28 protein-coding genes are annotated in these 26570 nt (G+C 40.5%); 7 read left to right on the forward strand and 21 right to left on the reverse strand.

Annotation, left to right across the window (positions count from 1 at the left end; translation table 11 throughout):
• The first annotated feature begins 128 nt into the window (after positions 1 to 128).
• Complete coding sequence (locus PHAL_RS0106860; protein WP_016707684.1) at positions 129 to 1976, forward strand: M2 family metallopeptidase; 1848 nt, start codon at positions 129 to 131, stop codon at positions 1974 to 1976.
• 85 nt (positions 1977 to 2061) lie between these two features.
• On the opposite strand, the gene PHAL_RS0106865 is transcribed toward PHAL_RS0106860, so the two are convergent.
• From PHAL_RS0106865 to PHAL_RS0106925, 13 genes are all read right to left on the reverse strand, one after another.
• On the reverse strand, positions 2062 to 2856 hold the full coding sequence (locus tag PHAL_RS0106865) for a putative porin (protein WP_016707685.1): 795 nt from the start codon (positions 2854 to 2856) through the stop codon (positions 2062 to 2064).
• Positions 2857 to 3057: 201 nt separating this feature from the next.
• Entirely contained in the window at positions 3058 to 3432 is a 375-nt protein-coding gene (locus PHAL_RS0106870) for a PH domain-containing protein (protein ID WP_016707686.1), read from the reverse strand.
• Positions 3432 to 4346 (reverse strand): ABC transporter ATP-binding protein, encoded by a 915-nt coding sequence (locus PHAL_RS0106875; protein ID WP_016707687.1) that lies wholly within the window; start codon positions 4344 to 4346, stop codon positions 3432 to 3434. Before PHAL_RS0106875 ends, PHAL_RS0106870 begins: the two co-directional genes overlap by 1 nt.
• Positions 4343 to 5161 carry an ABC transporter permease subunit gene (locus PHAL_RS0106880; RefSeq protein ID WP_016707688.1) on the reverse strand — a complete coding sequence of 273 codons (819 nt, stop codon included), beginning with the start codon at positions 5159 to 5161 and terminating at the stop codon, positions 4343 to 4345. The genes PHAL_RS0106875 and PHAL_RS0106880 overlap by 4 nt, the downstream gene beginning before the upstream one ends.
• A 123-nt stretch (positions 5162 to 5284) precedes the next feature.
• Entirely contained in the window at positions 5285 to 6463 is a 1179-nt protein-coding gene (locus PHAL_RS0106885) for a cystathionine beta-lyase (RefSeq protein ID WP_016707689.1), read from the reverse strand.
• Positions 6464 to 6509: 46 nt separating this feature from the next.
• Entirely contained in the window at positions 6510 to 7433 is a 924-nt protein-coding gene (nudC, locus tag PHAL_RS0106890) for an NAD(+) diphosphatase (protein ID WP_016707690.1), read from the reverse strand.
• Between the two features lie 134 nt (positions 7434 to 7567).
• Positions 7568 to 8362: a glucosamine-6-phosphate deaminase gene (gene nagB, locus PHAL_RS0106895; protein ID WP_016707691.1), complete on the reverse strand. Its 795-nt coding sequence runs from the start codon at positions 8360 to 8362 to the stop codon at positions 7568 to 7570.
• 213 nt (positions 8363 to 8575) lie between these two features.
• Positions 8576 to 9715: a transmembrane glucosamine N-acetyltransferase NagX gene (gene nagX / locus PHAL_RS0106900; RefSeq protein WP_016707692.1), complete on the reverse strand. Its 1140-nt coding sequence runs from the start codon at positions 9713 to 9715 to the stop codon at positions 8576 to 8578.
• A gap of 64 nt (positions 9716 to 9779) precedes the next feature.
• On the reverse strand, positions 9780 to 10898 hold the full coding sequence (nagA, locus tag PHAL_RS0106905; protein WP_016707693.1) for an N-acetylglucosamine-6-phosphate deacetylase: 1119 nt from the start codon (positions 10896 to 10898) through the stop codon (positions 9780 to 9782).
• Complete coding sequence (gene nagK, locus PHAL_RS0106910) at positions 10898 to 11812, reverse strand: N-acetylglucosamine kinase (RefSeq protein WP_016707694.1); 915 nt, start codon at positions 11810 to 11812, stop codon at positions 10898 to 10900. The genes nagA and nagK overlap by 1 nt, the downstream gene beginning before the upstream one ends.
• 381 nt (positions 11813 to 12193) lie before the next feature.
• A complete protein-coding gene (locus PHAL_RS0106915; RefSeq protein WP_016707695.1) occupies positions 12194 to 12406 on the reverse strand; it encodes a helix-turn-helix transcriptional regulator in 213 nt (70 codons plus the stop codon).
• Position 12407: 1 nt separating this feature from the next.
• Positions 12408 to 12836 (reverse strand): hypothetical protein, encoded by a 429-nt coding sequence (locus PHAL_RS0106920; RefSeq protein WP_138555760.1) that lies wholly within the window; start codon positions 12834 to 12836, stop codon positions 12408 to 12410.
• Positions 12837 to 12961: 125 nt separating this feature from the next.
• The gene (locus PHAL_RS0106925) at positions 12962 to 13468 is read right to left on the reverse strand and encodes a LabA-like NYN domain-containing protein (RefSeq protein WP_016707697.1); all 507 of its coding nucleotides are present in this window, start codon (positions 13466 to 13468) and stop codon (positions 12962 to 12964) included.
• Between the two features lie 149 nt (positions 13469 to 13617).
• Here PHAL_RS0106925 and PHAL_RS0106930 point away from each other — a divergent pair, with 149 nt between their 5' ends.
• Together PHAL_RS0106930 and PHAL_RS0106935 are read left to right on the forward strand one after the other, a co-directional pair.
• On the forward strand, positions 13618 to 14247 hold the full coding sequence (locus PHAL_RS0106930; RefSeq protein ID WP_016707698.1) for a hypothetical protein: 630 nt from the start codon (positions 13618 to 13620) through the stop codon (positions 14245 to 14247).
• A complete protein-coding gene (locus PHAL_RS0106935; RefSeq protein ID WP_016707699.1) occupies positions 14244 to 14990 on the forward strand; it encodes a DUF3307 domain-containing protein in 747 nt (248 codons plus the stop codon). Before PHAL_RS0106930 ends, PHAL_RS0106935 begins: the two co-directional genes overlap by 4 nt.
• 50 nt (positions 14991 to 15040) lie before the next feature.
• Here the strand turns inward: PHAL_RS0106935 and PHAL_RS0106940 are convergent, their stop codons facing one another.
• Together PHAL_RS0106940 and PHAL_RS0106945 are read right to left on the reverse strand one after the other, a co-directional pair.
• Positions 15041 to 16447 (reverse strand): DEAD/DEAH box helicase, encoded by a 1407-nt coding sequence (locus tag PHAL_RS0106940; RefSeq protein WP_016707700.1) that lies wholly within the window; start codon positions 16445 to 16447, stop codon positions 15041 to 15043.
• A 198-nt stretch (positions 16448 to 16645) separates the two neighbouring features.
• Positions 16646 to 17485 carry an isopenicillin N synthase family dioxygenase gene (locus tag PHAL_RS0106945; protein ID WP_016707701.1) on the reverse strand — a complete coding sequence of 280 codons (840 nt, stop codon included), beginning with the start codon at positions 17483 to 17485 and terminating at the stop codon, positions 16646 to 16648.
• Between the two features lie 261 nt (positions 17486 to 17746).
• Between PHAL_RS0106945 and PHAL_RS0106950 the strand changes: the two genes are divergently transcribed.
• Positions 17747 to 18949 carry a bifunctional alpha/beta hydrolase/OsmC family protein gene (locus PHAL_RS0106950; RefSeq protein WP_016707702.1) on the forward strand — a complete coding sequence of 401 codons (1203 nt, stop codon included), beginning with the start codon at positions 17747 to 17749 and terminating at the stop codon, positions 18947 to 18949.
• A gap of 63 nt (positions 18950 to 19012) precedes the next feature.
• Here the strand turns inward: PHAL_RS0106950 and PHAL_RS0106955 are convergent, their stop codons facing one another.
• The 3 genes from PHAL_RS0106955 to PHAL_RS0106965 all read right to left on the reverse strand — a co-directional run bounded on the left by PHAL_RS0106955 (position 19013) and on the right by PHAL_RS0106965 (position 21767).
• Positions 19013 to 19420 carry a hypothetical protein gene (locus PHAL_RS0106955; RefSeq protein ID WP_029216064.1) on the reverse strand — a complete coding sequence of 136 codons (408 nt, stop codon included), beginning with the start codon at positions 19418 to 19420 and terminating at the stop codon, positions 19013 to 19015.
• Between the two features lie 112 nt (positions 19421 to 19532).
• Entirely contained in the window at positions 19533 to 20999 is a 1467-nt protein-coding gene (locus PHAL_RS0106960; RefSeq protein ID WP_029216065.1) for a DUF2207 domain-containing protein, read from the reverse strand.
• A 33-nt stretch (positions 21000 to 21032) separates the two neighbouring features.
• Positions 21033 to 21767 (reverse strand): alpha/beta fold hydrolase, encoded by a 735-nt coding sequence (locus PHAL_RS0106965; RefSeq protein WP_016707703.1) that lies wholly within the window; start codon positions 21765 to 21767, stop codon positions 21033 to 21035.
• Between the two features lie 168 nt (positions 21768 to 21935).
• Between PHAL_RS0106965 and PHAL_RS0106970 the strand changes: the two genes are divergently transcribed.
• Positions 21936 to 22259, forward strand: a complete 324-nt coding sequence (locus PHAL_RS0106970; protein ID WP_016707704.1) for a hypothetical protein — start codon at positions 21936 to 21938, stop codon at positions 22257 to 22259.
• A gap of 30 nt (positions 22260 to 22289) precedes the next feature.
• On the opposite strand, the gene PHAL_RS0106975 is transcribed toward PHAL_RS0106970, so the two are convergent.
• The 3 genes from PHAL_RS0106975 to aspS all read right to left on the reverse strand — a co-directional run bounded on the left by PHAL_RS0106975 (position 22290) and on the right by aspS (position 24979).
• Positions 22290 to 22880 carry a pentapeptide repeat-containing protein gene (locus tag PHAL_RS0106975; RefSeq protein WP_016707705.1) on the reverse strand — a complete coding sequence of 197 codons (591 nt, stop codon included), beginning with the start codon at positions 22878 to 22880 and terminating at the stop codon, positions 22290 to 22292.
• Entirely contained in the window at positions 22880 to 23089 is a 210-nt protein-coding gene (locus PHAL_RS0106980) for a hypothetical protein (protein ID WP_016707706.1), read from the reverse strand. Before PHAL_RS0106980 ends, PHAL_RS0106975 begins: the two co-directional genes overlap by 1 nt.
• 111 nt (positions 23090 to 23200) lie before the next feature.
• On the reverse strand, positions 23201 to 24979 hold the full coding sequence (gene aspS, locus PHAL_RS0106985) for an aspartate--tRNA ligase (RefSeq protein WP_016707707.1): 1779 nt from the start codon (positions 24977 to 24979) through the stop codon (positions 23201 to 23203).
• Positions 24980 to 25192: 213 nt separating this feature from the next.
• Here aspS and PHAL_RS0106990 point away from each other — a divergent pair, with 213 nt between their 5' ends.
• Complete coding sequence (locus PHAL_RS0106990) at positions 25193 to 26041, forward strand: DUF72 domain-containing protein (protein WP_029216066.1); 849 nt, start codon at positions 25193 to 25195, stop codon at positions 26039 to 26041.
• Positions 26042 to 26064: 23 nt separating this feature from the next.
• Positions 26065 to 26565 (forward strand): M48 metallopeptidase family protein, encoded by a 501-nt coding sequence (locus PHAL_RS0106995; protein ID WP_016707709.1) that lies wholly within the window; start codon positions 26065 to 26067, stop codon positions 26563 to 26565.
• Positions 26566 to 26570: the final 5 nt, after the last annotated feature.

Genomic DNA, 26570 nt, shown 5'->3' on the forward strand with positions numbered 1-26570 from the left:
TTTAATAAATACAATGTCACTGTAAACTTGCATTGCCCTGCATAGTAACACCAATTCTTGATATAGTTTGCCTAACATAGAGACGCTGCTATTATCCTATGCGATAAATAACAAATATAAGGGTCAACATGACTACTCCACATTTTAAGCGCAGTCTGAGCGCGATAATGGTTGCCAGTACATTGGCATTAACTGGCTGTAACCAAGAAGCAAATAACACTCCAGCACAAGCTGCTACTGGCCCAGCGCCAGTAACTGCAAACGATGCACAAGCTTTTTTAGATGCCACAGAGCAAGAGCTCAGCGCGCTATACTTAGAATCCAGCCGCGCAGAATGGATTTACGCAAACTTTATTACACATGATACCTCGGCACTATCAGCAGAAGTAAACCGTAAAATGACCGCCGCGGTGGTTCGTCTAGCAAACGAAGCAGCACGGTTTGACTCATTTGAGCTTGATTACGATGCTCGTCGTAAGCTCGATAAATTAAAATTAGCCCTCACTTTACCTGCTCCACAAGATGCCGAAAAAACAGCAAAATTATCACAGCTTGTGGCTGAACTTGGCGGTATGTACGGTAAAGGAAAATACTGTAAAGACGACGGTAGCTGTTTAAGCCTTGGTGATATGACAGCAACAATGGCCACCAGTCGTGATTATAACGAGCTGCTCGATTTATGGCAGGGCTGGCGCCAGGTTTCAAAGCCAATGCGACCACTGTATGAGCAGCAAGTTGTATTAACCAATGAAGGCGCAAAAGAGCTTGGTTATGCTGACACAGGCGCAATGTGGCGTAGTAAATACGATATGCCAGCGGATGACTTTGCAACAGAGCTTGATCGTATCTGGGGCCAAGTAAAACCACTGTATGACTCGCTGCATTGTCATGTTCGTGCCAAGTTGGGTGAAAAGTATGGCGAAGATAAAGTACCACAAGATCAACCAATTCCTGCACATTTATTAGGTAATATGTGGGCACAAACATGGGGCAATATTTACGATGTCGTTGCGCCTGAAAATGCCGATCCTGGCTATGACGTCACCGCATTACTCGCCGAGCATAACTACGATGAACTAAAAATGGTGCAAGGCGCTGAGAAATTTTTTACATCAATGGGCTTTGCACCTCTACCTGAGACTTTTTATGAACGTTCGTTATTCACCAAGCCTGCTGATCGTGATGTTCAATGCCACGCCTCTGCGTGGAATATAGACAGCAAAGACGATCTACGCATAAAAATGTGTATTCAGCGTACTGGCGAAGAATTCTCAGTTATTCACCATGAGTTAGGTCACAACTTTTATCAACGCGCTTACAATACCCAACCGCTTTATTATCAAGAAAGTGCTAACGACGGTTTCCACGAAGCCATTGGCGATACCATTGCACTTTCGGTAACGCCTGGTTACTTAAAAGAAATTGGTTTATTAGAGCAAGTTCCTGATGAATCAAAAGACATTGGCTTACTGATGAAAATGGCGCTGGATAAAGTCGCGTTTATACCATTTGGTTTACTTGTGGATCAATGGCGTTGGCAAGTATTCTCTGGTGCGGTAACGCCTGAAAACTACAATAAGGCATGGTGGGAATTACGTGAAAAATACCAAGGTGTAAAAGCACCTATCGCACGAAGCGAAGCTGACTTTGATCCAGGTGCAAAATACCATGTGCCAGGTAACACACCGTATACCCGTTACTTCTTAGCGCATATTTTACAGTTTGATTTCCACCGTAGTTTATGTGAAATTGCTGGTAACAAAGAAGCCATTCATCGCTGTTCAGTATATAACTCTAAAGAAGCCGGTGAAAAACTCAATGCGATGCTAGAAATGGGTTCAAGCCGCCCTTGGCAAGAAGCATTAGCCACCATAACAGGTAAGCCTGAAATGGATGCAACAGCCCTACTTGATTACTTTGCACCACTGCAAAAATACCTTGATGAGCAAAATAAAGGCCGTCAATGTGGTTGGTAAGTAAACTAGTTAAATAGCAAAAATGCAAAAGCCCGCTCAATTGAGCGGGCTTTTTTAGTATTGCAGTACTAAATTTACAGTTTGATTAGAACTGTAAGCTTACATTTGCAAAGTAAGCGTCATAACCAGAATCATCCCAGTTATTACCGTAACCTGCTTTTAAACCAACATTTTTGTTGAAGAAATGTTGAGCACCAAACGTGTAATCATCGTTTTTGTTAAATGTAACAAACGCTGATGTTGCTTTAGTGAAGTAGTAGTTAGATTCTAACTCCCATGAAGATGAGCGATTATCATCATCTGATACAGTACCTTCAACAGTTAGGAAGTTACCTTGCTTAAGATCCATGAAGTATTTAGCGTTCACGGCGCGGTAATCAAACTCGTCATCAGATGTTACGGTGAAACCGATGTAATCTGTGCTGTTTAACTGGTGGTTGTATGCTAAATCAAATAAAACACGATTTTCGCCATCTTCAACATCTTCAAATGTTGCTTTTAAAAGAAGATTAGGATTAAAGAAGTAACCTGCAGACAGTTTAATTACATCAGTGCTTGAACCAGCGTCAATGTCATTATTGCTGTACTCTGCACCTAGAACAAAATCTTGTAAGAAATATTCACCACCAATGGTAGCTACATCATTTAAATCATCATCGCTGTATGCACCATAAACATTAGTTTGCTTATTGATATACTCGAATTGGTCGTAAGGACCTAAAGTCGTTTTTGGAGAGAAGTAATACGTTGAATCAATGCTCACTTTGTCATTGCCATCAGTATCCATATATCCTAAATGGCTAATTGACTGATAGTTGTCCGCAGCAGTCGCGGCGCTTGAAAGAAGAATACTCGAAATAATAACTGCTAATTTTTTCATAAAAGATTTCCCTATTTTACATTGTTGATTGCTACATGTTTTAACCGATTGGCTAAGACGGGGACATGCTAACGCGAACAAACTGAATGGAAACTTAACTAAGTAATTGTATTAATTATGAAAATGTAAAATTTTGTAGGTTATTGTAAAAATAATGTGGCCATTATTGAAACAATCGCCACAATCCATTTATTCTAATATTTACAGTGCATATTGACTAATGATGCGATAAACATCATTGATGTTATCACCGGATTTGAAATCTTTACTAATTGGAGTTGGATCAGAGCCAACCCAAATTTTTAATTCCGCATCTAAATCAAAGTGCCCAGCACTTTCTTTACTAAACTTAGTAATTTTTGAATAAGCGATACTGATCATTTCCATTTTTGAGCCTGTTACTCCCTGCTTGTCGAGTAAAATTAAGCGCTTATTAGTAAAAATAAACATATCGCGCACAACTTTATAGGCTTTTTCTACTTGCTCTCCCTCAATCAAGGTATTCGCTAGTACTTTTTCTAAATCACCGTCATCAACTTCGCTGGCATTGCCCATTAATCCACTTAATAAACCCATTATACTGTCTCCTGTTTAAAAATTTGATTCTCTAATGTGTGTCCATTTACTAATTGACGATATCGCCACCCTTGCTGATAACAATATTGTAATAGCGTTATATCAAAGGGTGTGGCTGCTTTTTGATACTCAACAACATATTCTTTCGCTTGGCTCATATAGACCTTAGATACCCCTGCCAATGCCTGAATTTTTGCCTCAACATCAGCATATTGCTCATTTAATAACAAGGTAATAAAGCCAGTTTGCTGTTCATTGCTATTATTTTGCTTGGGGTGCGCGGTGAGCTTTCCTTTATCAAGGTGCAGTACATGTGAACATAACCGTTCTAGCTCGGTCAGATCGTGTGAGCTTAAAATAAACGTCGCCTCAGAACTTAATTCTGAAACTAATTGACGTATTTCACGAGCATGAATGGGATCAAGCCCTGCGGTGGCTTCATCCAGCATCACAATTTGCGGTTTACCGATCAGTGCCTGCCCTATTGTGACCCGTTTGCGCATACCATGCGATAAATCATCGGCGCGTTGCTTCGCTGCTTCCGCTAAGCCTACAAGCTCCAAAACACGGATTGCTTCAGCTTGACTTTGTTTACTTGAAAGCCCTTGCAACTGGCCATAAAACGCGAGTTGATGAGAAATACTAAAACGGGGATCAAGTTGCGCATCTTGCGGCAGCGCACTGAGTTTGCCAAATAACTCACTGCTGCCAGGGTTATAGCCTAAAATGCTGAGCGTGCCTTTAGTTGGTAATATATAACCACATAACAGGCTAAACAATGTGGTTTTACCTGCCCCATTAGGTCCGACTAACGCAACTGGCGCACCTTTTTGAATCTCAAAACTCACATTATCAAGTGCTAATTTACTGCCGAACTGCTTAGTTAAAGCTGTTGCCTGTATTAATGTGCTCATAAGGAACTCCTTGCAAAAATACGCTGGGCTAGGGCTAACATAACCACAGTTTGAATAACGGGAATACCTAAACTATTAAACAATCCTGCATTCTGCCCCGCCATTTGATCTAACTGTACTCCAGGAAAAATATAATCAAGCATGGCCATTGCGGGAATTTGCCAACTCAATAGACCAACAACAATATTTCCGCCAGCAAAAAATAACACGGCCAGCACCACGGTTAAACGTGCCGAACGCGCAAAGGTATTTAATAAAGTCATCAGTGCTATAAAGGGTAAAACGGCTATTAAAAGGTAACAGAACAACATGAAACTGCGACTAAGCCCCGTCATTAATAATGCCGGCTCACGAAATGCCATTACCGCGACAGCCGCTACTAAGGTCACAATTAACAGCGCGGCCAAAATAAACACTTGCCCTAAAAACCGACCAAATAGCATTTCGTTACGGGTCGCTCTTAAAGATAAAAATCTAAGCGTGCCTCGCTGCTTATCACCAACGAGTTGGTCACTGCATAAAAATAAGCAAAAACTGGGGAAACTGTATAATGCAATTAACCAATACATGGCAAGCTCAGCCTCAGGCCAATCGAGCAATTTACTTAATCCTATAGCACCAAACACTTGCTGTGCTAATTCGGCTATCTCGGGAGAGCTGATCAAACTTACCGCTTGACCAATTGGATAACGTAAAATGAGTAACCAACAAATTGCAAAAGCAGCAACAGCCAGCAAGCCACGTTTAGTCAAAAATAACCTTACCAATTCAAACTGGGCAATGTTTAATAATCGCTGTGGGTGTAATTGTGACACAGGTATTCCTATTTAATTGATATACAGCTTACACTAAGTGCAAACGTGTTGAATTACTAGCAAAAAAAAGCCCACCGAATGGTGAGCTCTGTAACAATAGATTAAAATGTAACAAGCAAACGCTTATAAATGTTGCTTATATACGTCCAATGCCTGTGTTAAATCAGTAATTAGATCATCAACATCTTCAAGACCAATATGTAGGCGGATCACCGGGCCCAACTGCCATCCTGTCGCTGAGCGTAGACCTTTCATCGTTAAATTAGCGGTCACTAAACTCTCAAATCCCCCCCATGAAAAGCCCATTTTAAAATGCTCTAGATTATCTAAAAAAGCATCAATCGCCTCTTGATTACCTTCTTTCATTACAAATGAAAATAAGCCATTGCTGCCATCAAAGTCACGTTTGAAAAACTCATGGCCTGGGCAACTCTCAAAAGCGGGGTGACGAATATGATCAACTAATGGATGCTGCTCTAACCAGCTTGCCACTTCAATTGCGGCTTTCTCATGCTGCTTTAAACGCACAGCCATAGTACGTAACCCCCGAAGTGCTAAATAAGCATCATCCGCAGAGGTACACTGACCAAGTAAGTAAGATTGCTCCCGTAATCTTGGCCAATATTTTTTATTTGCAACCGCAACGCCCATCATCACGTCAGAATGACCAACAATATATTTAGTCGCCGCTTGAATGCTAATATCAACACCGTGCTCTAATGGGCGATAATGCAAGCCATTACCGTAGGTATTATCAAGCATGGTCATCACGCCGTGTTCATTAGCAACGGCAACCATTGCCGGTACATCTTGTACTTCCATGGTGATAGAGCCTGGTGATTCTAAAAATAACACCTTGGTATTTTCTTTGATCAGCGTTTTAATATCTGCGCCAATTGTTGGTGGATAATAGGTAGTTTCAACACCAAAGCCAGCTAAAATTTTATCGCAAAAATCACGGGTTGGTTCATAAGCATTATCAACCATTAAAATATGATCGCCAGCTTTCACAAAAGCCAGTAATGCACTACTAATTGCCGCTGCTCCGCATGGGTACAATGCGCAGCCTTCTCCGCCTTCCAATTCAGTAATTGCTTCTTGCAGTGCAAAATGTGTAGTAGTACCACGGCGCCCATAAAATAACGTTTTATCACCCCGTTTTTTTGCCGCATCCTTAAGCTCAGCCACAGAGTCAAACACAATGGTTGACGCACGTTGTACAACAGGGTTAACAACGCCATGAGTATAGGCTTTTTTACGTCCTGCACTGACTAACTGCGTATTTTTATTACTTGTCGTCATGATTAATCCTTAAAAATATGTCATCAAAACTTGCATTAAAAAATGCTTAATCGTTTAAATTACACCAGTGGTCAATTAGATACCGTGATATAGAGTCGGTGCGAGGTAACTTTAGATGGGTACCTTCGTCATGCCAATTACCAAAGCTTTTTATTTCTTCTCGGCTAAACCACTGGGCATCATCAAGCTCGTCTTTATCAACGTGAATATCTTCAGTGACGGCTTCCGCTATAAAACCTAGCATAATTGATGAAGGGAACGGCCAAGGTTGTGAGGCAATATAACGAACATTGCCAACGACAATACCAGCCTCTTCCATCACTTCCCGTGCAACCGCTTGTTCAAGGCTTTCACCGGGGTCAACAAAACCCGCTAAAGATGAATACATACCCGGCGCCCATACAGCTTGGCGACCCAATAAACAGCGCTCAATACCATCGGCGAAAGTACGCGTTACCACCATGATCACCGCAGGATCTGTGCGTGGAAATGTTTGGTGTTTACATTGCTCGTTGCTACATAAACGCGAGTGGCCTGCTTCGACAAGCATATTTTTGCTGCCGCATCGTCCGCAAAAACAATGTGTTGCATGCCAGTAGCACAAACCTCGCGCGAGGGCTGCCATTGAGCCTTGTTCAAGCGCAACATTCACCCCATAACGGCGAATATCAACAAACTCAGCATTGCCAATCAACTGTGTGACTAGCGCATCATCTAATTGGCTAACATCAAGTGCAAAATGGCTCGTTTGCTGCTCATCTAAACCTAAGAATATCGCCTCAGATAAATCTAAATTACGCACCGTTGCGAAGCTCAAAAATGTCACTACATAACTATTACTATCAAATAAGGTTTGACTGTTTTTCACCAATAGCCAGCGGCTTTGCTCATTGACTTGAGCTGCTAACCAATTTGGCTCTTTACGTAAATTTGATGCTCGATTTAACGACATTGCGGAGTAATTAAGCATGCTCGTCCTTTTTATTATTTAGATGGCTAAAACTACCACAACACTCGGCCAAACCCAATTGTTAGCCACTGATAAAAAGGCAAAAAAAAAGCCCTTACGGACTTTTTTGAACACACAATAAATTCTTTTTACAATTACAATGTAGCTAAATGAGCCTGTAATTTTTGATTTTCTGCTTCGATATGCTGATAAAACTCTAAATCGTCAAGTTTACTTGCTGCTGCTTTATCAATCACAATCACAGCATCTTTATGCAGCTGAAGCGCAGATGCCGGACATTTAGCCATTAATGGCCCTTCAATCATGGCATGAACTGCATCGGCTTTATTTTCACCGGTAGCAAGTAAAACAACTTTTTTCGCTTCTAAAATTGTGCCAATACCCATGGTTATTGATAAATGGGGTTGATATTCATCCGCGGCAAAAAAACGCGCATTATCATCAACAGTTGCTTTAGTTAGCGTTTTTACGCGAGTACGTGAACACAGCCCTGATGAAGGTTCATTAAAGCCAATATGACCATTACGGCCAATGCCTAATAATTGCACATCAACGCCACCCGCTGCGGCTATCTTATTTTCATATTCTTTACATGCAGTGATTGGATTTACTGCATCGCCAGGTGGTACAAAGGTATTCTCTTTATTGATATCAACATGATTAAATAGTTGCTCGTTCATAAAATAGCGGTAACTTTGTGGGTGCTCACCCGTTAAACCTAAGTACTCGTCCAAGTTAAACGTTGTCGCTTGTGAGAATGAAATATCACCCGCTTTATTTTTAGCAATTAATAGTTGGTATAACGCAACTGGCGTAGAGCCCGTTGCTAAACCGAGCACTGACGTTGGTTTTTTTTGTAATTGGGCTGCGAAAATATTTGCGCCATATGCAGCTACTGCTGCTGCATCATTTAAAATTACTATTTGCATATTTGTTTGCTCAGTTATTAAATTAGTTGATGAAAAAATGGGATCTAAGTCCCAATTCCACGTGCAATCGAATTGGGCCTTAGATCAAACCAAACAGGGATACACTGTTTGGCCAATACCATTATGACAACGCTGTCATTATTACCATTTCATTTTAGTTTGTAAAGTAAAAGTGAATAAAAAAATTATTTTTACTGTTTTTAGTTGTGCGTTTTATACGCTAACAAATATTTTACGCTTATACATCCAGTGTAAAACAAGGATTTGTACTAGTAACAAAGCAGTAACGCTAAGCAATGGTTGCCAAAGCTCAGGAACTGCATTAATAAAGCCACCGAATACACTACGACTAATAAAAGCCCAATCGACTAAACTAGACGCTAGATAGATGATAATTGAATTTGCGCCAATTATAACGAATGGGTAAGCTAGTTTTTGACCATTTAAAATATCAACTAAAGCATAGAATACAGCAAGTAATATAGCGCTCCAACCTACAGTGACAAGTACAAAAGAGCTCGTCCATAACTCTTTATTAACCGGGAATTGAAGATCCCACAACCAACCAAGGCAGACACTAATTACGCCGGCAATAAATAAGATCCCTGCTGTTTTCCATTCGCCAATTTGCTGTGCTCTGCTAACAAGTTGCCCTACAAACACACCAATCATGGCATTTATAATGGCAGGAAAGCTCGATAATACGCCCTCAGGATCGACAGGTCGATTTTGATAGCTAATACCGGGTAAAAAGTGTGTATCAAACCACGCATTCCAACTGCCTTGCGCACTCAAATCCCCTGCTATACCACCGGGCACTGGGATAAAACACAGTAGAATCCAATAACCAATTAATAAACCGATGGCAGTAAATACTTGGGTGCGAATACTGGTATGCCACACTAACATGGCACAAAAAAACCATGCGATAGCAATGCGCCCAAGTACACTGGTGTAGCGAATTTCATCTAACGCTAAAGGAATACCAGTTCCCCACCCGTGGTTGTACATTATTCCTAATAAACATAATAACAGTAAACGCTTAACCGCTTTACGGTAGTAAACTTTGCGCTCATCCCATGATAGGTGATCAATACGCTTTGGTGCGAGCCCCATCGCCACGCCCGATAAAAAGATAAATAATGGAAAAATTAAATCGTAAAATGTAAAACCATGCCAAGCACTATGTACAGTATGTGCTTCAAAAATTTTCCAGCCTGTCCAGCCTGTTAAGACAAATAAAGCGGCAAAAATAGATTGCCCCCCCAAAATCCAAAACATATCCATACCACGTAAAGCATCCAGTGATGCTAGACGCTTTTTAACCGGTTTTTCGCTGTGTGTTGTTGTCATTTTATTTTACTCTTAAAACAAAAAAGCCCCGCGATACAACGGCGGGGTTTTTTCCAGGGAAACGTTAGATTGCAATTCCAGCAATATAAGTTGCTTTGACATACTGCTGTTCATCGAGCACGACAAAGTCAGCATCAAAGCCATCAAGTAAACGTCCCTTGTTCTTGAGGTTCAAATATTGTGCCGGATACAATGCAGCCATCCGTAAGCTTTCGCTTAGGCTAACATCTAAAGTATTAACAGTGTTGCGCACAGCGCTTGCCATATCTAAAACACTGCCCGCTAATTCGCCAGTGCTTGAATTTAATCTATCTCCGGTACGAATTACTTTTCGCCCATCAAAGAAATCAAATTCCATATCATCAGTGCCCACAGGTGGCATTGCATCCGTAACCAACATAATTTTGCCACGTTGCTTTGTACGAATTGCTAACTGCGCAGATAGAGGGTGCACATGGTGGCCATCAACAATCAATCCACACCAACTGTTATCATGCCAAAGTGCGGCACCAACAACACCTGGCTCGCGCGATGTAAATGGCGACATAGCATTGTATAAATGCGTAAAGCCATCAGCGCCGGCATTAAGTGCAGCGATAGTTGTTTGATAATCGGCATTTGTATGACCGAGTGATACTTTCACACCACACGCAACTAAACGCTCAACATCGGCAATACTGACGTTTTCTGGCGCCAAGGTGACCATTTTGATGCCTAAATCTTGACGAGCATAAATGGCAAACTCTTGCTCGCTGATCGGGCGAATAAATTGTTCACTATGAGTGCCTTTTTTTGGAAAAGATAAATGCGGGCCTTCAAAGTGAATACCTAATACTCCCGGAACACCTTCACTGATAGCTTGCGCCGTTGCATCTGCGGCGGCTTGCATGATTTCAACTTTATCTGTAATTAACGTTGGCATCAGTGCAGTTGTACCAAATTTCCCATGTGCTTTTGCGATACGGTCTAAGCAATCAGTGTTTTGCTGTGCGTTGAAAAATGCTCCACCACCGCCATTGACTTGAACGTCAATAAAACCGGGGGCAACAAGACCATTTAGCTCTATTACTGACTCAGTAGTTGTTTCTTCAAGCTTAAATACACCATTTTCAACACTAAATAATGCGTTATCAACAAAGTTTTCTGCGGTAAATAAGCGCGTAGCGCGATAGAAGGTTTTCATTACAAGGCTACCTTTTGATCTTGTTCAAGTACCGATTGCTGGGCAAAGTAAATAGCCCCCATTTCTGGCGGTTGTTTTGGGATTTCGACCAGTTTTGCAATTTCAGGATCAAGCCATTTATTTAATGGCTCAGCAAGACCACCAATCATAGATAAACGTGGTGGATTATTTTCTAATAAACGATGTGCTAATTGACTCACGTAGGCTGCGCCATCTTTTACGATAGCCAATGCAATCACGTCACCTTGGTGCGCCGCATCAAAAACATAGCGAGCAAGCTTAGCATAACTGCTGGACGGCTGCCCTGCCATTTGCTCTGCTATATCCATTGCATTTATTGCATTAAAATGATTCTTTATTACTGGAGTCAAAGCTGTTTGCGGACCTAAACCATCTAGCTCAACTAGCACCGCTTTAATAGCCTCAAGCCCCATCCAAGCGCCGCTCCCTTTATCGCCTAAAGCAAAACCGTGACCACCATAGTTCACCGATTGCCCTTTGACATGTGAAAAGCCACATGAGCCAGTGCCCGTAATAATAACGGCCCCATCACCGCCTTCATGAGCGCCGATGCATGCCGTATGTAAGTCTGTAGTTAAAAACATTTGTTTAAATGGATGTTCCCATTCTGTTATTTTTTCATACAAACTTGGTAAATTAACGCCTGCTAACCCTAAGCCAGCATAGATTTGGTGAATAGTTTCTAACTGTAAACCGGCATCACGCATAGCCAGTTGTGTAGATACCATTATTGACTCTAATGTGCGCTCTAACCCATGTAATGGATTCGCGGGGCCACCTAGACCAGTTCCTAATACCCCATGTTGTGTAGAGTATATAGTTGCACGGCACTTAGTTCCGCCACCATCGATACCAATAAACAATTGGTCCTCATTCGCACTCTTAGCCATCATTTAACGACCTCTAACCTTCGTTTAATATTTGTATTAATCGCACCTTTTTTTATTATCTTAATGCGATTCACCCTCAACCCATGTTGAATTAATGTTACACAACAAATGACAGCGTTGTCATTATATTTTTTATAAAAATTCACATATATCCCATATTTATCTCTAATTGACTGAATTAAATAAATAATTAAAATCCACTAAATTAGTAGCAACTATTTTTCAACATAAAGAATAAAGCTTAAAAGTGACATAATTACCTAAATCAATACCTAAAATAATGATTTAGCCATTTATTTTAAAGGGACAAATAAATGGCTAATGGCTTAAAATACGCTGTGTAATGTTGTACCAGTTTACCTAAAACAATAATTTAGTAAAGAATCACTGCTTATATTGGAATATTTTTTCTAGAGGCTGATTAAAAACAACCGCTATTTTAAAAGCAACCTCCAACGACGGGGAATATCTTGCAGCTTCAATTGCAGCTATGGTTTGGCGTGTAACCCCCACAGCATCTGCTAATTGTTGCTGTGTCATTTCATCATGTTGAAATCTCAATGTACGGATTGAATTGCTAATTGCTAACTTTGCCATTTTAACCCCTTTGCAATAGCCATACTTCCACAGCCCCTCCAATGATTTCACTCAGTAATGCAGCAATCACCAACTGGTGTACAGGACTCATAGGTATTGGATATACAGTATTGACTAATAAAGCAAATACAGCATTAACCACGCCTAATTGTAAAATAAACAAGCTCACACTTTTAGCCTTTAGTGCAATAGCCTGCTCTCGTTCATCTTTCGCCCGATTTGCATACTTGCTGTTAAATGCAGCCAAAATACTATGCATGACAACAAGCATAACCACCGTTTGAATCACAAGTTTTATCAACAAACCACTGGCAAGTGATGGATCCATTTGCGCTTCTGGAGTCATCGACAGCACAGCTTGCAGATAGTTAAACAAGACAACAAATGTAATAGCCACTTCTAGTAATCGTGATTTTTGTGTGTAACTCATATCCCCTCCAACAATGTAAAGTAAAGCCAACTCAATGTTAAAAATAATTAACATCAATAACTATAGCTTCACACAGCAATCAAGTCAAAAATATTTAACATGGAGTTAAGAATTCTATACTTACATTACAATAATAAAGTGTCATCAATGCAGTAAAAATGCTCTGCGCTTTGTTTCAATGCTTCTGCAGTCAGTTTATCAGCGCCGTACACATCGGCAGGTACATTATAATTATGCTGCAAGTGGCCAAGTAACAGCGCAAAATCACCATCTCCGGAGAGTAAAACTACGCGGTCTAAATTTTTCCCCTGCTCTAGCATATCAATTGTAATTCCTACATCCCAGTCCCCCTTTGCACTGCCGTCCTTACGTTGAATAAATGGCTTTAGTTTCACCTCAAAACCAATCGCCCGCAGAATATTCTGAAACTGAGATTGCTTTTCATCACCTCGATAAATAGCATACGCAATCGCACATTCTATATCGTAGTCACGGCTGATCTGTGCCCAAAACGCATTGTAATCAAAGTTTTTGCGGTAACTTTCACGACAGGTGTAATAAATATTTTGTACATCAACAAAAATACCTACCTTAGGTTTTGAGCTTGCTAAACTGTGTGTTTCTTGCTTCATGCATTATTCCTTTTGATTATCACCCTACTGTAACATACCTACGTCCACTTAAGACCTTGCATTTATCGCGTAAGTAACCTAAATTAGTTACATAGCATTATGTAACCAGTATTGGTTACATTTTTATATGTAACTAAGTTAGGACATTTATGATTGCGGTGATCAGCGGTGATGTGATCAAATCACAACATATTCCCAAGCATGACTACGATGCAATGCTCTATCAGCTCGATCAAAGCTTGCGTGCAATTACTGAAGGTAAGCAGAATCAGAGCATTATTTATCGAGGCGATGCATTTCAACTGCAAGTAAACCAACCTGAGCACGTTTGCAGTATTGCTATTTTATTGTATTTACATTTAAAGGCGAGCGGCTATGAAATTCGCCAAAGCTTAGCAATAGGTGAAATAGATAATGCCAGAGCGGATATTAAAACAGCTACCGGCTCTGCATTTACTTTATCGGGTCGCAGCCTTGATGAAATACACAATCAACGTTTCATATTTAATAGCATTATTGAGCCCGCTGATGAAGGATTAACACTTAATCTTGCTTTTGCTGATACGCTACTGACTAAAATGACGCAAAAACAAGCAAACGCGCTCTACGTGTATTTAACTATGCAAAATAACCAACATAGTGAACTTGCTAAGCATTTAAAAACAAGCCGTGAAAATGTCACTAAATTACTTAATCTTGCACACTATCAATTAATCGAGCGATTTTTACTGTACGCCGAAAAAACCATCATACAAAGCCTTGCAGGAGCAGCGCAATGAGTTTTACCGTATTGTTAAGCGCCTTAATTATCGGCCATCTATTGGCTGATTTTTACTGGCAGCCGATGAGTTGGGTCAACAATCGTAATAACCGCCATTTTCGGGCTAAAAAACTATACTTGCATGTGTTAGTACATGGCATAACCGCAGCTGCAATTATCACGTGGTGGGAGTTTAGTTTTGGCTGGCAAGATATTCTACGTATTAGTAGCGCAACGGCTATTATCATTGTGACACACTATCTCATTGATTTAGCAAAGTCGTATTCAAGCAAAGGCGTCGTGCCTTTTATCGTTGATCAACTTGCTCATTTACTCGTCATACTCATACTGACTATGTGGTTAAGTGATAATAGTGAGTTTTTTACAATTGTATGGCAATGGCTGATTACTCCCAGCACCTTATGGCTGCTATGCGGCTATTTACTGGTTTTGAATCCAAGCGCGGTATTTATTCGAATGATGTTGGAGCGACTAACGGCAGGGTTTAGCACTACGGGCAGTTTACCCGCCGCAGGGCAAAGTATCGGCATGCTTGAACGCGTATTAATGCTGACATTTATTTTGCTGGACCAATTTGCAGGAGTGGGGTTTTTACTCGCGGCAAAATCTGTATTTCGCTTTGGTGATTTAAGTGCCAGTAAAGACAAAAAACTCACTGAGTATGTAATGCTAGGCACTTTGTTAAGCGTCACCGTTACTTTATTCATTGGTTTAGCGGTTAATGCACTCATCGCAATATAAAAAAACGCGCATAAATCGCGCGCTTTTATCTTTAGCTTATCAAGGTAATTTTACGAATTACCTTGTGAACCAACATTGTTTGGACGACGACGGCGTTGGCCAGAACCACTCACTGATTGACGTTTAGCCCACGGGTTTTGCGCTTGATCACCAGTGGCTTTATTCGCATCAGGTTTTTTACCTGAACCACCGCGACGTGGGCCCGTGCCGCTACCATTGCTATTTGGTTTTTTACTGTCCGATTTAGGCTTGTTAAAAGGCTGCTTTTTCTTAGGCTTTTTAGCTGGCAACGGACGAGCATCTAATGCACGCTCTGCGACTGGGTTAACAGGCTCAAAACCGTCTTCTTCGGCACGTGGAATTAGCTCACCAATAAAACGCTCAATACCGTATAAATCAACCGCATCTTCAGTTGTTACAAATGAAATCGCATGGCCTGATGCACCCGCACGACCTGTACGACCAATACGGTGAACATAATCTTCATATACATTAGGTAAATCGTAGTTCACAACATGTGGTAATTCAACAATGTCTAAACCACGAGCAACAATGTCAGTTGCCACTAGCACACGAACTTCACCACTTTTAAAACCGTCAAGCGCTTTAACACGTGCGCCTTGTGACTTGTTACCATGAATAGCCGCGCCGACGATATCATCACGCTCTAATTGTTTAACTAAACGGTTAGCGCCGTGCTTTGTACGACTAAAAACCAACACTTGTTGCCAATCGTTACTACGGATCAAATGACTTAATAAAGCTGTTTTACGCGCTTTATCTACGGCGTAAACACACTGGCTAACACTTTTTGCGGTGGTATTTTTTGCTGCCACTGAAATCTCAACGGGATCATTGATCAAGCCTTTCGCTAATGCACGAATTTCATCTGAGAAAGTAGCAGAAAACATGAGATTTTGACGTTTAGTTGGTAACTTACTAATAATACGCTTTATATCGTGAATAAAACCCATATCAAGCATACGGTCCGCTTCATCTAGCACTAATACTTCGAGGTTATCGAATTTCAACGCATTTTGATTATGTAAGTCAATCAAGCGACCAGGTGTTGCAACTAGAATATCCACACCTTTACGAAGCATTTGCATTTGCGGATTTATTTTCACACCACCATAAACAACAAATGAGCTGATATTAGAGTGTTTCGCGTACTCTTCAACATTTTCGCTCACTTGTAATGCCAGCTCACGAGTTGGTGTTAAAATTAACGCGCGCACTTGGTTGCTCTTCGCTTTTTGTCCTTTAGATAAAGATTCAATAAGCGGTAATGTAAAACCCGCTGTTTTACCCGTCCCGGTTTGAGCTGCGGCCATTACATCACGACCTTCAATGATCGCTGGAATAGCTTGAGCCTGAATTGGTGTTGGCGTTTCATAGCCCTTTTCTAAAACTGCATTAACTAAAGACTGTGATAAACCTAACCCATCAAAACTCATATAAACTCTCTTTTAAATAAGGCCAAAGTGGCCAGTTGCGCGCATTATACCGATCGTGACCAATAATGCATTGAATATTAACTTTTGCGCCGCTCCCATACGCTTAAACTTTAAAAATTATTGCCTAGGCATGTCTAAAAACAAAAAACGGCACAATGGCCGTTTTTATAAAATAGGAGTTGTTATCCAATATTTTAATTACTTAACACCTAATTCGCGCAAGCGCTCTTGTAAGTAACTATCTGCGGTATAACGCTCAGAAAGCACAACATCAGGTCGCGGGTGTAAAAATAACGGTAACGAAATACGCGATTTAGTCGACGCTTTACCCGTAGGATTAATGACTCGGTGAATCGTTGATGGAAAATAGCCACCCGATGCTTCTTGCAACATGTCACCAATATTAATAATTAAACTGCCAAAATCACATGGCACATCTAACCAACCGCCATCGGTTTTTTGTACTTGTAAACCAGGCTCATTCGAGGCTGGTAGCACTGTTAGCAAATTAATATCACCATGCGCAGCGGCACGAATTGCCCCAGGCTCTTCATCACCTGTCATTGGTGGGTAATGTAATATACGTAACAAGGTTTGCTCAGAGTTCGCAATCATGTCTTTTAAATCAATCGAAAATTTAGCACGTACATCCGCCGGTGCCTCTGCTTGTACCCAACTTAATAATGTTGCTGCAAACTCATTAGCTAAACGATAATATTCTCGAATATCTGCTTCTAATTCTGCTGGCACACGACCTTTTGGATAAACATGAAAGTATTCTTTAATGTCTTTTACTGTAAAACCTTTTGCAACTTCCGAGACTGATGGCGGGAAATAACCATCTTGGGTGTCTTTAGAAAATAAAAACGCATGTTTTTGCTCAGAATTAAAAAAATCCTGCCAATTTTTATAAATTGATTCAACCAATGACTGTGGGATAGGATGATTTTTCAAAACACCAAAGCCGGTGTTTCTAAGAGACTCAACAAATTGAGCGGCCGCATCACTCGCTTTATAATCGACGGTAGGTAGTTGCATGTTCGTATCCAATGAATTAAGTTGTCAAAAGCCTTTGCTAATCATAGCAGTTGCTTCATTGTTGCGCTGCGCGAGCATAATAAAATAGTCTAAAAAACATAAGGACTTATGTCCTCTCTAGATTAGTGACAAACCAAGCTTTGATACAGATCAACATTCGTTTATTCTGCAAAATGATAAAATCAAATTGAAATCAAACCGTTATTAAAATGGTCTACTCTTAAATAATCTCCTCTTTCTATCAACAGTAAGGCACATTTCATGCGACAAAAGGTAACATTTAAAAGTGGTGAATTAACCCTTGCCGGACAATTAGAGTCACCCGCCAGTGAGGTTAAATTTTACGCCCTATTCGCCCACTGCTTTACCTGCGGTAAAGATATTGCCGCTGCCAGTAGAATTAGCCGCGCTCTCACTCAACAAGGCATTGCGGTATTACGCTTTGATTTTACAGGCCTTGGTAACAGTGATGGTGATTTTGCTAACAGCAACTTTTCATCAAATATCCAAGATTTAATCGCAGCCGCGGATCATCTGCGCGAGCATTTTAAAGCCCCCCAGTTATTAATTGGCCACAGCTTAGGTGGCGCGGCGGTACTTGCAGCTGCTGAACATATTTCTGAAGTACAAGCCATTACCACCATTGGCGCTCCATCAGATGCCCAGCACGTTGCTCACAACTTTGCCGCTCATTTAGACGAGATCAACAATAAAGGGGAAGCAAAAGTCAACTTAGCTGGTCGCGAGTTTACAATTAAAAAGCAATTTGTAGACGACATTGCTAATTATGACCGTAGTCATATTAGCAAGTTAAAACGTGCATTATTAGTAATGCATTCCCCAATCGACGCCACTGTAAATATTTCAGAAGCCGAAAAAATTTACGCCAGCGCTAAACATCCAAAAAGCTTTATTAGTTTAGATAACGCCGACCACCTACTCACTAACAAAGACGATGCCGATTACGCAGCAGACGTTATAGCGTCATGGGCAAAACGTTATGTGGATTTTGATAACAGCCAATACAGTGCCAAACTGACCAACGGCAACGTATTAGTTGAAGAAAAAGACCATGTATTTACTCAGCATGTCAGCACCAAAGATCACACTTGGCTTGCAGATGAACCTATTAAAGTCGGCGGCAGTAATTTAGGACCCGATCCGTATCATCACTTATTGGCAGGCCTTGGCGCATGCACCGCGATGACTTTACGTATGTATGCAAGCCGTAAAAACTTGCCACTAGATCACGTCAAGGTAGAGTTGGACCACACTCGAGACTATCACAATGATTGCGATAACTGCGAGCAAACGGATAAGCTTGAAGCCATCACGCGAAAAATCACCCTAGTGGGTGATTTAACAAACGAACAACGTCAGCGCCTGTTGGAAATAGCCGACAAATGCCCGGTTCATAAAACGCTACATAATAATCCATTGATCGTCAGTGAGTTGCTAGATTAACAGCTAACTTTCCAGTTAGGCATTTGATTTATAAACCTAAAATTTAGTGTTACTATCATTTGCCTACCACCCCCCACCGCCACCTCCACCGCCACCTCCGCCAGAAAAACCGCCACCAGTGGAGAAGCCTGAACTCGACATAGAGGATGAAACACTTGAGCTCCCTAAAGCTGAATAACTCATACCATCTACACTATTAAGAAATTCACTCTGATCAGAAAAGCTACCTGAAAACCACAACGGTGTATATCTATAAGGGTTAGGGGATCCAGAAATTTTCTTCTTTTTGCGTCTTTTTTGTTTTCTAAATTGCCCTCTTTTAAACCTCAGAACTTCATCAAATCGAGTACACCATTCATCATCTAAATCAAGCGAAATTGCATAAGGTAAAAATTGCTCATATTCAGTTTCAGTGAGCAATAGATCGTCTTCAGGCAGTTTTTTAGCGGATATATATTTGCGTATTTGCATTGAACTCACCAGTAACGGCTTCCCGTATTTGGAGGGGCCGCGATTTAAAGATAATGCAGTTATACTAAGTAACAATAAAAAAGCCATCGAGATCGACAACAAAGGTAAAAAACTACAAAGAAGCCACATCCAAGGAAGCCATGTAATGCATATAAGTAAGCCCTTTTTTTCCCCACTGTGGCTCAACATCCTCATCAGTGTCCTCAAAAATACTTTCGTAAATGGCCAACCATATAATGCCCACAGGAGCAGTCATAAGAATAACAAGCGGTCCCCACAGAATATCAGTCCAATCTGAAACGCCAAATATCAATTGTAAGCCAACAAATACCGACGACAGAGCAACAGTAAAAAGTGTGTATTTAATATTCCACGTGAAAATACTTGTCGCTTTTAAATCTTTGCTAATCGCACTAGAAAAAAGTTTAAAGAGTTCTCGATTTTTCTTTCTATTTTCACGGCTAACTTGGTAACTCCCCCCCTGCTTAATAACCCAATCGAGAATACATTGTTCATTTTTTGGTAAAGAGGTGTTTGGTAGGTTTGTCTTAAGTGATAATGTTAATGTATGGGTATAAAATGAGCCTTCTTTGATACCACTATCATCGGGCAGGTATTCATATTTTATGTCTAGATAGCCTTTAATAGCTAAGTGAGTGCTGGCAGAAGTTAAATCTCTCATTGTACTATTTGAAAAAATTGCGTGGTTTAATATGTAATTAATTATTGCAGGACTTATCTCGCTGGGCACATCTATAGTATCTGAAGTTTTGATATTTTCATCTGGATAAATGCCAACCTTACGCCAAGACCAATAAACAAAACTGCCCACTGTAGCCACAAACGTGATTAACAAAATCCACTCTAAAAAATCCAGTAAGAATATAAAATAAAATACCGAAGGTTGATCGATTATACCTTTAGGCAGTGCGAGAACAATTGTCATCCCTTGCCCAAGACCTAACTCTTGCGTCGGCGTAAATCTAAATTGATTTTGTTCTGGATTTTCAACAATGTAATTTTCTTCTTTCTCTTTGTAAAAGCCGGTATAGGCTTTGTATTTCAAAGCTTTTGTTTGTTCAGGCAGGTTAACTACAACCGTTGACTTATCTATTGAAGTTGCCCATTGATGAGGAATGGCATTAAAATATAATTCATCATAATTTTGAAAAAATCGAATTTCATCTGATAGTTGATAAGTAATAACAAAGCTTGCAGGTCCATAATCTAACTCTTTTTCGGGATCACCTACTTTTATAATTGCCTTCCCATTTGAAATGGTTGCTTGGTAAGGTGTTGATGTATTATTTAACTGAGCACTTAGCATTTTGAAGCCAGCTAAGTATTCACCGCCATAACGCCCCTTAAGTAACAATGGGATCCGTCTAAAAATACCATGCTTAAATATGTAACCACCTGCTGTTATATCAAACTGCTCCGTGACAATAAGATTGCCATCGGGTTTTACATCAATTGTTACATGTAGTCCCGTTGTTGAATCAGCCTCCCTTGCCTCAACATAGGGCATAAACGTAACTAAAAGTAAAAAAATTATGCTTCCTTGCAAAAAACACTTCATTGTTAATTCACTCCTTATAAACTACTTATCTATTCATTGCTCAGCCAAAAACTCACTTAAATGTCTTTTCATCTTATTGAGTAACTCGATAGGGCCAGCATCGAACATATCATTGTGTCGTGCATTAGTTAAAAAAACCTGCTTCACAGGGAAACGGGTAAGTTCGTCTTTTTTATATAAAACTCCCGTATCAGCTGGATAATCACTGCCGCGCAATGTCAGCACAAGTATATTTTTATTACGTGGCAATAACATACGGCGATGATCTAAGGTGATCACTGCACTCACTTCGTTTGGGTAGATTGCCGCGTAAAGCGCTGAGATATCACCGCCATTGGAATGACCAAATAACGTTAACTGGCTAAAGTCATACGCTGGGTAGCGAACGTTCAACTCATTCACTAAGAATTTGAGGGTCACGACACCTCGGTGCCAATTTTCCATGCGCGTTGCCATATAAGGCTGGTTAGGATCCAGTGCAGGATCGCCTTTTAATTCATGAGCAACGGCAATGGTTAAATAGCCTCTGCTGGTAAAAATATCAGCAGCAAATTGATAGTCAGTATGAGAGATACCATAACCGGCGTTAATGAAAACCACTGGGCATTTGTTTTGTTCACTGCAACTTAATCCATTACTTGGCAATGCGATATTTATCGCAATAGCACGGTCGCGGTTTTTATCAACGATCACCTCATTATTGGCATAGCTCAGGGTACTTAAGCTAAATAAAACAAATACTACGAGGGATTGTAAAGTGTGGAACATCGTATGATCTTTATAATTTTTATTTAATTTACAATGAGTTTAATTTTTTTAGTGTAATTTGTATATGACTTAGGGTCAGGTAAAACCCCTTACTTTCAGCAAAGTTAAAATTAATTAAAAATATATGCGATAATGACGGTAATATTTACGTTTATCTAGAAAGTAGCCATGAAATCATATAGCAGCATTGAACAACGCATCGACATCTTACAAGGGCGAATTGAAGCTTACAAAGACGAAATCGCGGTATTACAAGCCGAGCCAAAAAGTAATAACGAACGTATTATTTTTAAATTTATTGAAACCGGTAGTACAGGTAAAACCAAGGACTTTGTGCGAGAGCTTGGCATTAAATCACCACGCGATAGCCTGTATTCATCAGGTGATGTATCAAAACTTATCAAAGAAGGTGCAAGTGATATTACCCCTGCACTACTCGAAATTGCCAGAGCACTTGCCAGTGCACGGAACAAAAATGGCCCTGCCTGCTAATTTTGCACAAGATTAGCCGTGAAATAACGGCTAATCTACCAACTCGATATCTAAACCAGTTAATAAGCTTAACGCTTCAAGCCGCTCAAACTTGGCATTACTCACTTCATTATTTTTTATATCAATATTAAACTGACTCGCACCAACAAAATTAGCTTTATTAAGGTTAGTTTGATGAAATAGGCTATCTCTAAAATCTGTGCCAGTAAAATCACTCGCGGCCAAGTTAGCATGTCTAAAATCAACATTTTTAGCAAAACAGTCTGTCATCGTTAAGGCTTTTAGCTGCGATTCAAAAAAAGAGCTATGACTTAACTCACAGCTTTTAAAGCTGACAGGCGCGGTTAATGCCAATTGCGGCCAGTTGACTTGCCCCCAAACAATGCTGTTTAACTTGCAACTTTTAAAACTCACCTCTTCTAGTGAGCTGTAGTTCCAACTTAAGTCACTCAAGTTGCAGTTCATAAACTCGCAATCAATAAAGCGGCAACTACTAAATTGGCTTTGACTAAAGTCGCATTCTATAAACTGGCATTGTTCAAACTCTATGTCGCTAAAGCGCTGCGATGTAGCCGTACAGTTTGCAAATTGCTGATCGTAATAATCGTTTTGTGAAAACATCAAACCGCTTCTTTAGCTAAATCACTCTTAAGTGCCAAAACAGCTATAAAAATAAGCCCAAGCACAGGTACTAAGCCTAAAAACCCACCTATCACGGCAACAATAATAGGCGTTGTTGTTTTACGTTTTCCCAAAAAGTAACTAACAAGCGCAAATACAGGCACCAAAACTAAGATGATTGTTCCCAAAAGCGTCGCATCAATAGACATATTATTCCTTTATTATTTTATTTAACTGATAAATTAAAGCACAAAAAAACCCTTAGACATACACCTAAGGGTTTTTTAAATCAATTGCAAAATTAAGTGCTAATTAATCACTTATTCTGCTGACTTTTCTGCTTTTTCAACAACACTGATAGCAAGCTCAGTTAGCGAATCCGCATTAGCCTTGCTTGGGGCATCTGTCAGTAAACACGACGCTTGTGTTGTTTTAGGGAATGCAATTACGTCACGAATATTATCGGTGCCGCAAAGTAGCATAACCAAACGGTCTAGACCAAATGCTAAACCTGCATGAGGTGGCGTGCCGTATTTAAGTGCATCTAGTAAGAAACCGAATTTATCTTGCTGCTCTTGTGCTTCAATTCCTAATATTCTAAATGCAGCTTCTTGCATATCAGCATTATGGATACGTACAGAGCCACCACCTACTTCGTAGCCGTTTAATACCATGTCGTATGCATCTGAAATAGCCGCTGCAGGGTTCGCTTCAAGCTCACTTGCACTGATCTCTTTTGGTGCTGTAAATGGGTGATGTACGGCGTGTAATGTGCCTTCGTCATCTTCTTCAAACATTGGGAAGTCAACAACCCAAAGTGGTGCCCAGCTATCAAGGTTAGTGATTTCTAAATCAACACCGATCTTAAGACGTAATGCGCCCATCGCTTCATTTACTGTGTTGCGTTTGTCTGCACCAAATAAAATGATGTCACCCGTTTGTGCATTAGTACGCGCAAGTAGCTCATTGATCACTTCTTCATTTAAGAATTTAGCGATAGGTGATTGTACGCCTTCAGCGCCTGCATCGCGGTCGTTTACTTTCATCCATGCCAGACCCTTCGCACCGTAAATACCAATAAACTTAGTGTAGTCATCTAGTTGCTTACGAGAAAGCGCGGCACCGCCTGGCACAGTTAATACCGCAACGCGGCCTTTTTCGTCATTGGCAGGGCCAGAGAATACTTTAAACTCAACGTCTTTTACTAAATCAGCAACGTCAATAAGCTCCATCGGGTTACGTAAGTCAGGCTTGTCCGAACCAAAACGGCTCATTGCCTCTGCGTAAGGCATCACTGGGAAATCACCTAAATCAACGTTTAATAATGACTGCCACATTTCACGGATCATTTTCTCAGTCATACCACGTACTTGATCTGAGCTCATGAATGAAGTCTCTAAATCTATTTGGGTAAACTCTGGTTGACGATCCGCACGTAAATCTTCATCACGGAAACATTTAACGATTTGGTAGTAACGGTCAAAGCCCGACATCATCAACAATTGTTTAAACAACTGTGGAGACTGCGGTAAAGCGTAAAAGCTACCTTTGTGAACACGACTCGGTACTAAGTAATCACGTGCGCCTTCTGGGGTTGCTTTAGTTAGTACTGGTGTTTCAATATCTAAGAAACCGTTTTCATCTAAAAAACGACGAACAAAGCTGCTCGCTTTAGCACGTAACTTAATACGATCACTCATTTCTAGGCGGCGAAGGTCTAGATAACGGTATTTTAAGCGACGTTCTTCAGAGTTCACTTGGTTAAAATCAAGTGGTAATGGCTCTGAACGGTTGATGATAGTTAAGCTAGTGCCTAAAATCTCAACTTCACCGGTGGCCATGTCTTTATTGATTTGGCTTTCTGGGCGAGCACGTACAACACCTTTAAGCTGAACACAGAACTCTTGACGTAATTTATTAGCTGTATCCATTAAGCCTTCAACTTCAGGATCGAATACAACTTGCACTAAACCTTCTCTATCGCGTAAATCGACAAAAATTAACCCACCAAGGTCACGACGTTTATTGATCCAACCACATAATTCAACTTCTTGATCTACGTGAGTTTTATTTAGCTGTCCGCAGTATATAGAGCGCATAGTATTCCTGTCAGTGTAAGACTAATAGCCGCTTTCCCTAAGAATTTGACGTTTTTGGGGAGATAAAGCCACTATTTATAAATCATTTTAGGGGAAGCATTATACCCAAGTTACTTGAAAATGCGAGCGTCGCAGCGTCCTGTTAGCATTCAATTTTCAGTCATTCTAGATATTTGTTACACTAACAAAAACACACTATCAGTTAACCATTTTATGTTGTATTTAGGGTGTCCGCAGTGGTCAAGTACCGCGTGGAAAGGTAATTTATTATCAAGTCACTGCAAAAATGCCGAGATGCTCCACGAGTACGCTCAGGTGTTTAACTCCGTTGAGGGCAATACCAGTTTCTATGCTGATCCCAGCGTAGACTCATTAAACCGCTGGCGTGGGGCTGTTAATAGTGACTTTAAATTTACGTTTAAATTTCACCGACGCTTTAGCCATGAATTGCAACTGACAAATGTAGATGATGAACTGACTGCTTGGTTTAACTTGTTTGAACCATTATTGCCCCATATTGGGCAGATCATGTTACAGCTTCCCAGTAGTTTTAGTCCGCAGCAATTGCCATTATTAGCGCAGTTTATTACAAAACTGCCCACAGGTTTGAGTTATGGCGTGGAAGTACGCCATCCTGAGTTTTTCAAAAAAGGTGCGGCGGAAATTGCGTTAAATCAGCTACTAATTGCAAACAACATCAACCGAATAGCCATGGATACCCGCGCGCTGTTTGCTGTCAAACCTAATACAGCGGCGCTCATTGATGCCCAGCAAAAAAAGCCGCATCTACCAGTACATGCAATTGCAACAGGCAGTCAACCTATGGCTCGCTTTGTGATTGCCAATTTAGAGCACGATTATAAAAGCTATTACCAACCTTGGCTTAAAAAAGTAAAACAATGGCTTGATGAAGGCAAACACCCGTATGTATTTTTTCATACCGCAGATAACCGCCAAGCCCCATTGTTAGCGCGGGCATTTTGTGAAGATTTAGGTTACGATCACCCAGTGCTCAGCCCTTTTATTGGCGAAAAGGAAGCCAGCCAAGCGAGTCTTTTTTAATTTATTAACGACAGAAGTATTAAATGAGTGATTTTAAACGCTACTTTACTGGCTACCCAGAGCAAATTGTCAGCCAAGTTATACAGCTTATTGATAATGATAAACACGGCGCGTATTTAACTAAAAAATACCCGCATGCCCATACCATCACCAATGACAAGTCGTTGTACACATACGCCACCGAACTTAAAAAACGCTATTTAAAAAACGCGCCGCCGTTTGGCCGCGCCGCATTTAAAAAACAAGGCGACATGGTGACTAACGCACTAGGCACACACACCTATCGTATGCAGGGAAAAACCCGCAAACACGATTTAGCCATAAATAGTGATTTACTGTGCGCACCAGAAGAATTACTAAAAGCTTTAGTCGTCCACGAGCTCGCCCACTTTAAAGAAAAAGACCACAACAAAAGCTTTTATCAGTTATGTTGTCACATGGAGCCAAACTACCACCAGCTAGAGCTCGATTTACGAATATTTTGTGTGTTAGTGACACAAGGGAAAAACCCTTATTTAAAATGAGCTAA

This window comes from Pseudoalteromonas haloplanktis ATCC 14393 (assembly GCF_000238355.1).
Lineage (GTDB): Bacteria > Pseudomonadota > Gammaproteobacteria > Enterobacterales > Alteromonadaceae > Pseudoalteromonas > Pseudoalteromonas haloplanktis.

What these genes read in the sequence shown, in the direction of transcription:
- PHAL_RS0106960 (WP_029216065.1), bottom strand. Translation starts at nt 20,999, where the DNA reads ATGAAGTGTTTTTTGCAAGGAAGCATAATTTTTTTACTTTTAGTTACG.
- PHAL_RS0106920 (WP_138555760.1), bottom strand. Translation starts at nt 12,836, where the DNA reads ATGAGTTACACACAAAAATCACGATTACTAGAAGTGGCTATTACATTT.
- PHAL_RS0106925 (WP_016707697.1), bottom strand. Translation starts at nt 13,468, where the DNA reads ATGAAGCAAGAAACACACAGTTTAGCAAGCTCAAAACCTAAGGTAGGT.
- PHAL_RS0106865 (WP_016707685.1), bottom strand. Translation starts at nt 2,856, where the DNA reads ATGAAAAAATTAGCAGTTATTATTTCGAGTATTCTTCTTTCAAGCGCC.
- PHAL_RS0106945 (WP_016707701.1), bottom strand. Translation starts at nt 17,485, where the DNA reads ATGCAACTACCTACCGTCGATTATAAAGCGAGTGATGCGGCCGCTCAA.
- nagA (WP_016707693.1), bottom strand. Translation starts at nt 10,898, where the DNA reads ATGAAAACCTTCTATCGCGCTACGCGCTTATTTACCGCAGAAAACTTT.
- PHAL_RS0106875 (WP_016707687.1), bottom strand. Translation starts at nt 4,346, where the DNA reads ATGAGCACATTAATACAGGCAACAGCTTTAACTAAGCAGTTCGGCAGT.
- PHAL_RS0106885 (WP_016707689.1), bottom strand. Translation starts at nt 6,463, where the DNA reads ATGACGACAAGTAATAAAAATACGCAGTTAGTCAGTGCAGGACGTAAA.
- nudC (WP_016707690.1), bottom strand. Translation starts at nt 7,433, where the DNA reads ATGCTTAATTACTCCGCAATGTCGTTAAATCGAGCATCAAATTTACGT.
- nagB (WP_016707691.1), bottom strand. Translation starts at nt 8,362, where the DNA reads ATGCAAATAGTAATTTTAAATGATGCAGCAGCAGTAGCTGCATATGGC.
- aspS (WP_016707707.1), bottom strand. Translation starts at nt 24,979, where the DNA reads ATGCGCTCTATATACTGCGGACAGCTAAATAAAACTCACGTAGATCAA.
- PHAL_RS0106860 (WP_016707684.1), top strand. Translation starts at nt 129, where the DNA reads ATGACTACTCCACATTTTAAGCGCAGTCTGAGCGCGATAATGGTTGCC.
- PHAL_RS0106935 (WP_016707699.1), top strand. Translation starts at nt 14,244, where the DNA reads ATGAGTTTTACCGTATTGTTAAGCGCCTTAATTATCGGCCATCTATTG.
- PHAL_RS0106975 (WP_016707705.1), bottom strand. Translation starts at nt 22,880, where the DNA reads ATGTTTTCACAAAACGATTATTACGATCAGCAATTTGCAAACTGTACG.
- PHAL_RS0106970 (WP_016707704.1), top strand. Translation starts at nt 21,936, where the DNA reads ATGAAATCATATAGCAGCATTGAACAACGCATCGACATCTTACAAGGG.
- PHAL_RS0106930 (WP_016707698.1), top strand. Translation starts at nt 13,618, where the DNA reads ATGATTGCGGTGATCAGCGGTGATGTGATCAAATCACAACATATTCCC.
- PHAL_RS0106995 (WP_016707709.1), top strand. Translation starts at nt 26,065, where the DNA reads ATGAGTGATTTTAAACGCTACTTTACTGGCTACCCAGAGCAAATTGTC.
- nagK (WP_016707694.1), bottom strand. Translation starts at nt 11,812, where the DNA reads ATGATGGCTAAGAGTGCGAATGAGGACCAATTGTTTATTGGTATCGAT.
- PHAL_RS0106915 (WP_016707695.1), bottom strand. Translation starts at nt 12,406, where the DNA reads ATGGCAAAGTTAGCAATTAGCAATTCAATCCGTACATTGAGATTTCAA.
- PHAL_RS0106955 (WP_029216064.1), bottom strand. Translation starts at nt 19,420, where the DNA reads ATGCAAATACGCAAATATATATCCGCTAAAAAACTGCCTGAAGACGAT.
- PHAL_RS0106870 (WP_016707686.1), bottom strand. Translation starts at nt 3,432, where the DNA reads ATGGGTTTATTAAGTGGATTAATGGGCAATGCCAGCGAAGTTGATGAC.
- PHAL_RS0106940 (WP_016707700.1), bottom strand. Translation starts at nt 16,447, where the DNA reads ATGAGTTTTGATGGGTTAGGTTTATCACAGTCTTTAGTTAATGCAGTT.
- PHAL_RS0106980 (WP_016707706.1), bottom strand. Translation starts at nt 23,089, where the DNA reads ATGTCTATTGATGCGACGCTTTTGGGAACAATCATCTTAGTTTTGGTG.
- PHAL_RS0106990 (WP_029216066.1), top strand. Translation starts at nt 25,193, where the DNA reads ATGTTGTATTTAGGGTGTCCGCAGTGGTCAAGTACCGCGTGGAAAGGT.
- nagX (WP_016707692.1), bottom strand. Translation starts at nt 9,715, where the DNA reads ATGACAACAACACACAGCGAAAAACCGGTTAAAAAGCGTCTAGCATCA.
- PHAL_RS0106965 (WP_016707703.1), bottom strand. Translation starts at nt 21,767, where the DNA reads ATGTTCCACACTTTACAATCCCTCGTAGTATTTGTTTTATTTAGCTTA.
- PHAL_RS0106950 (WP_016707702.1), top strand. Translation starts at nt 17,747, where the DNA reads ATGCGACAAAAGGTAACATTTAAAAGTGGTGAATTAACCCTTGCCGGA.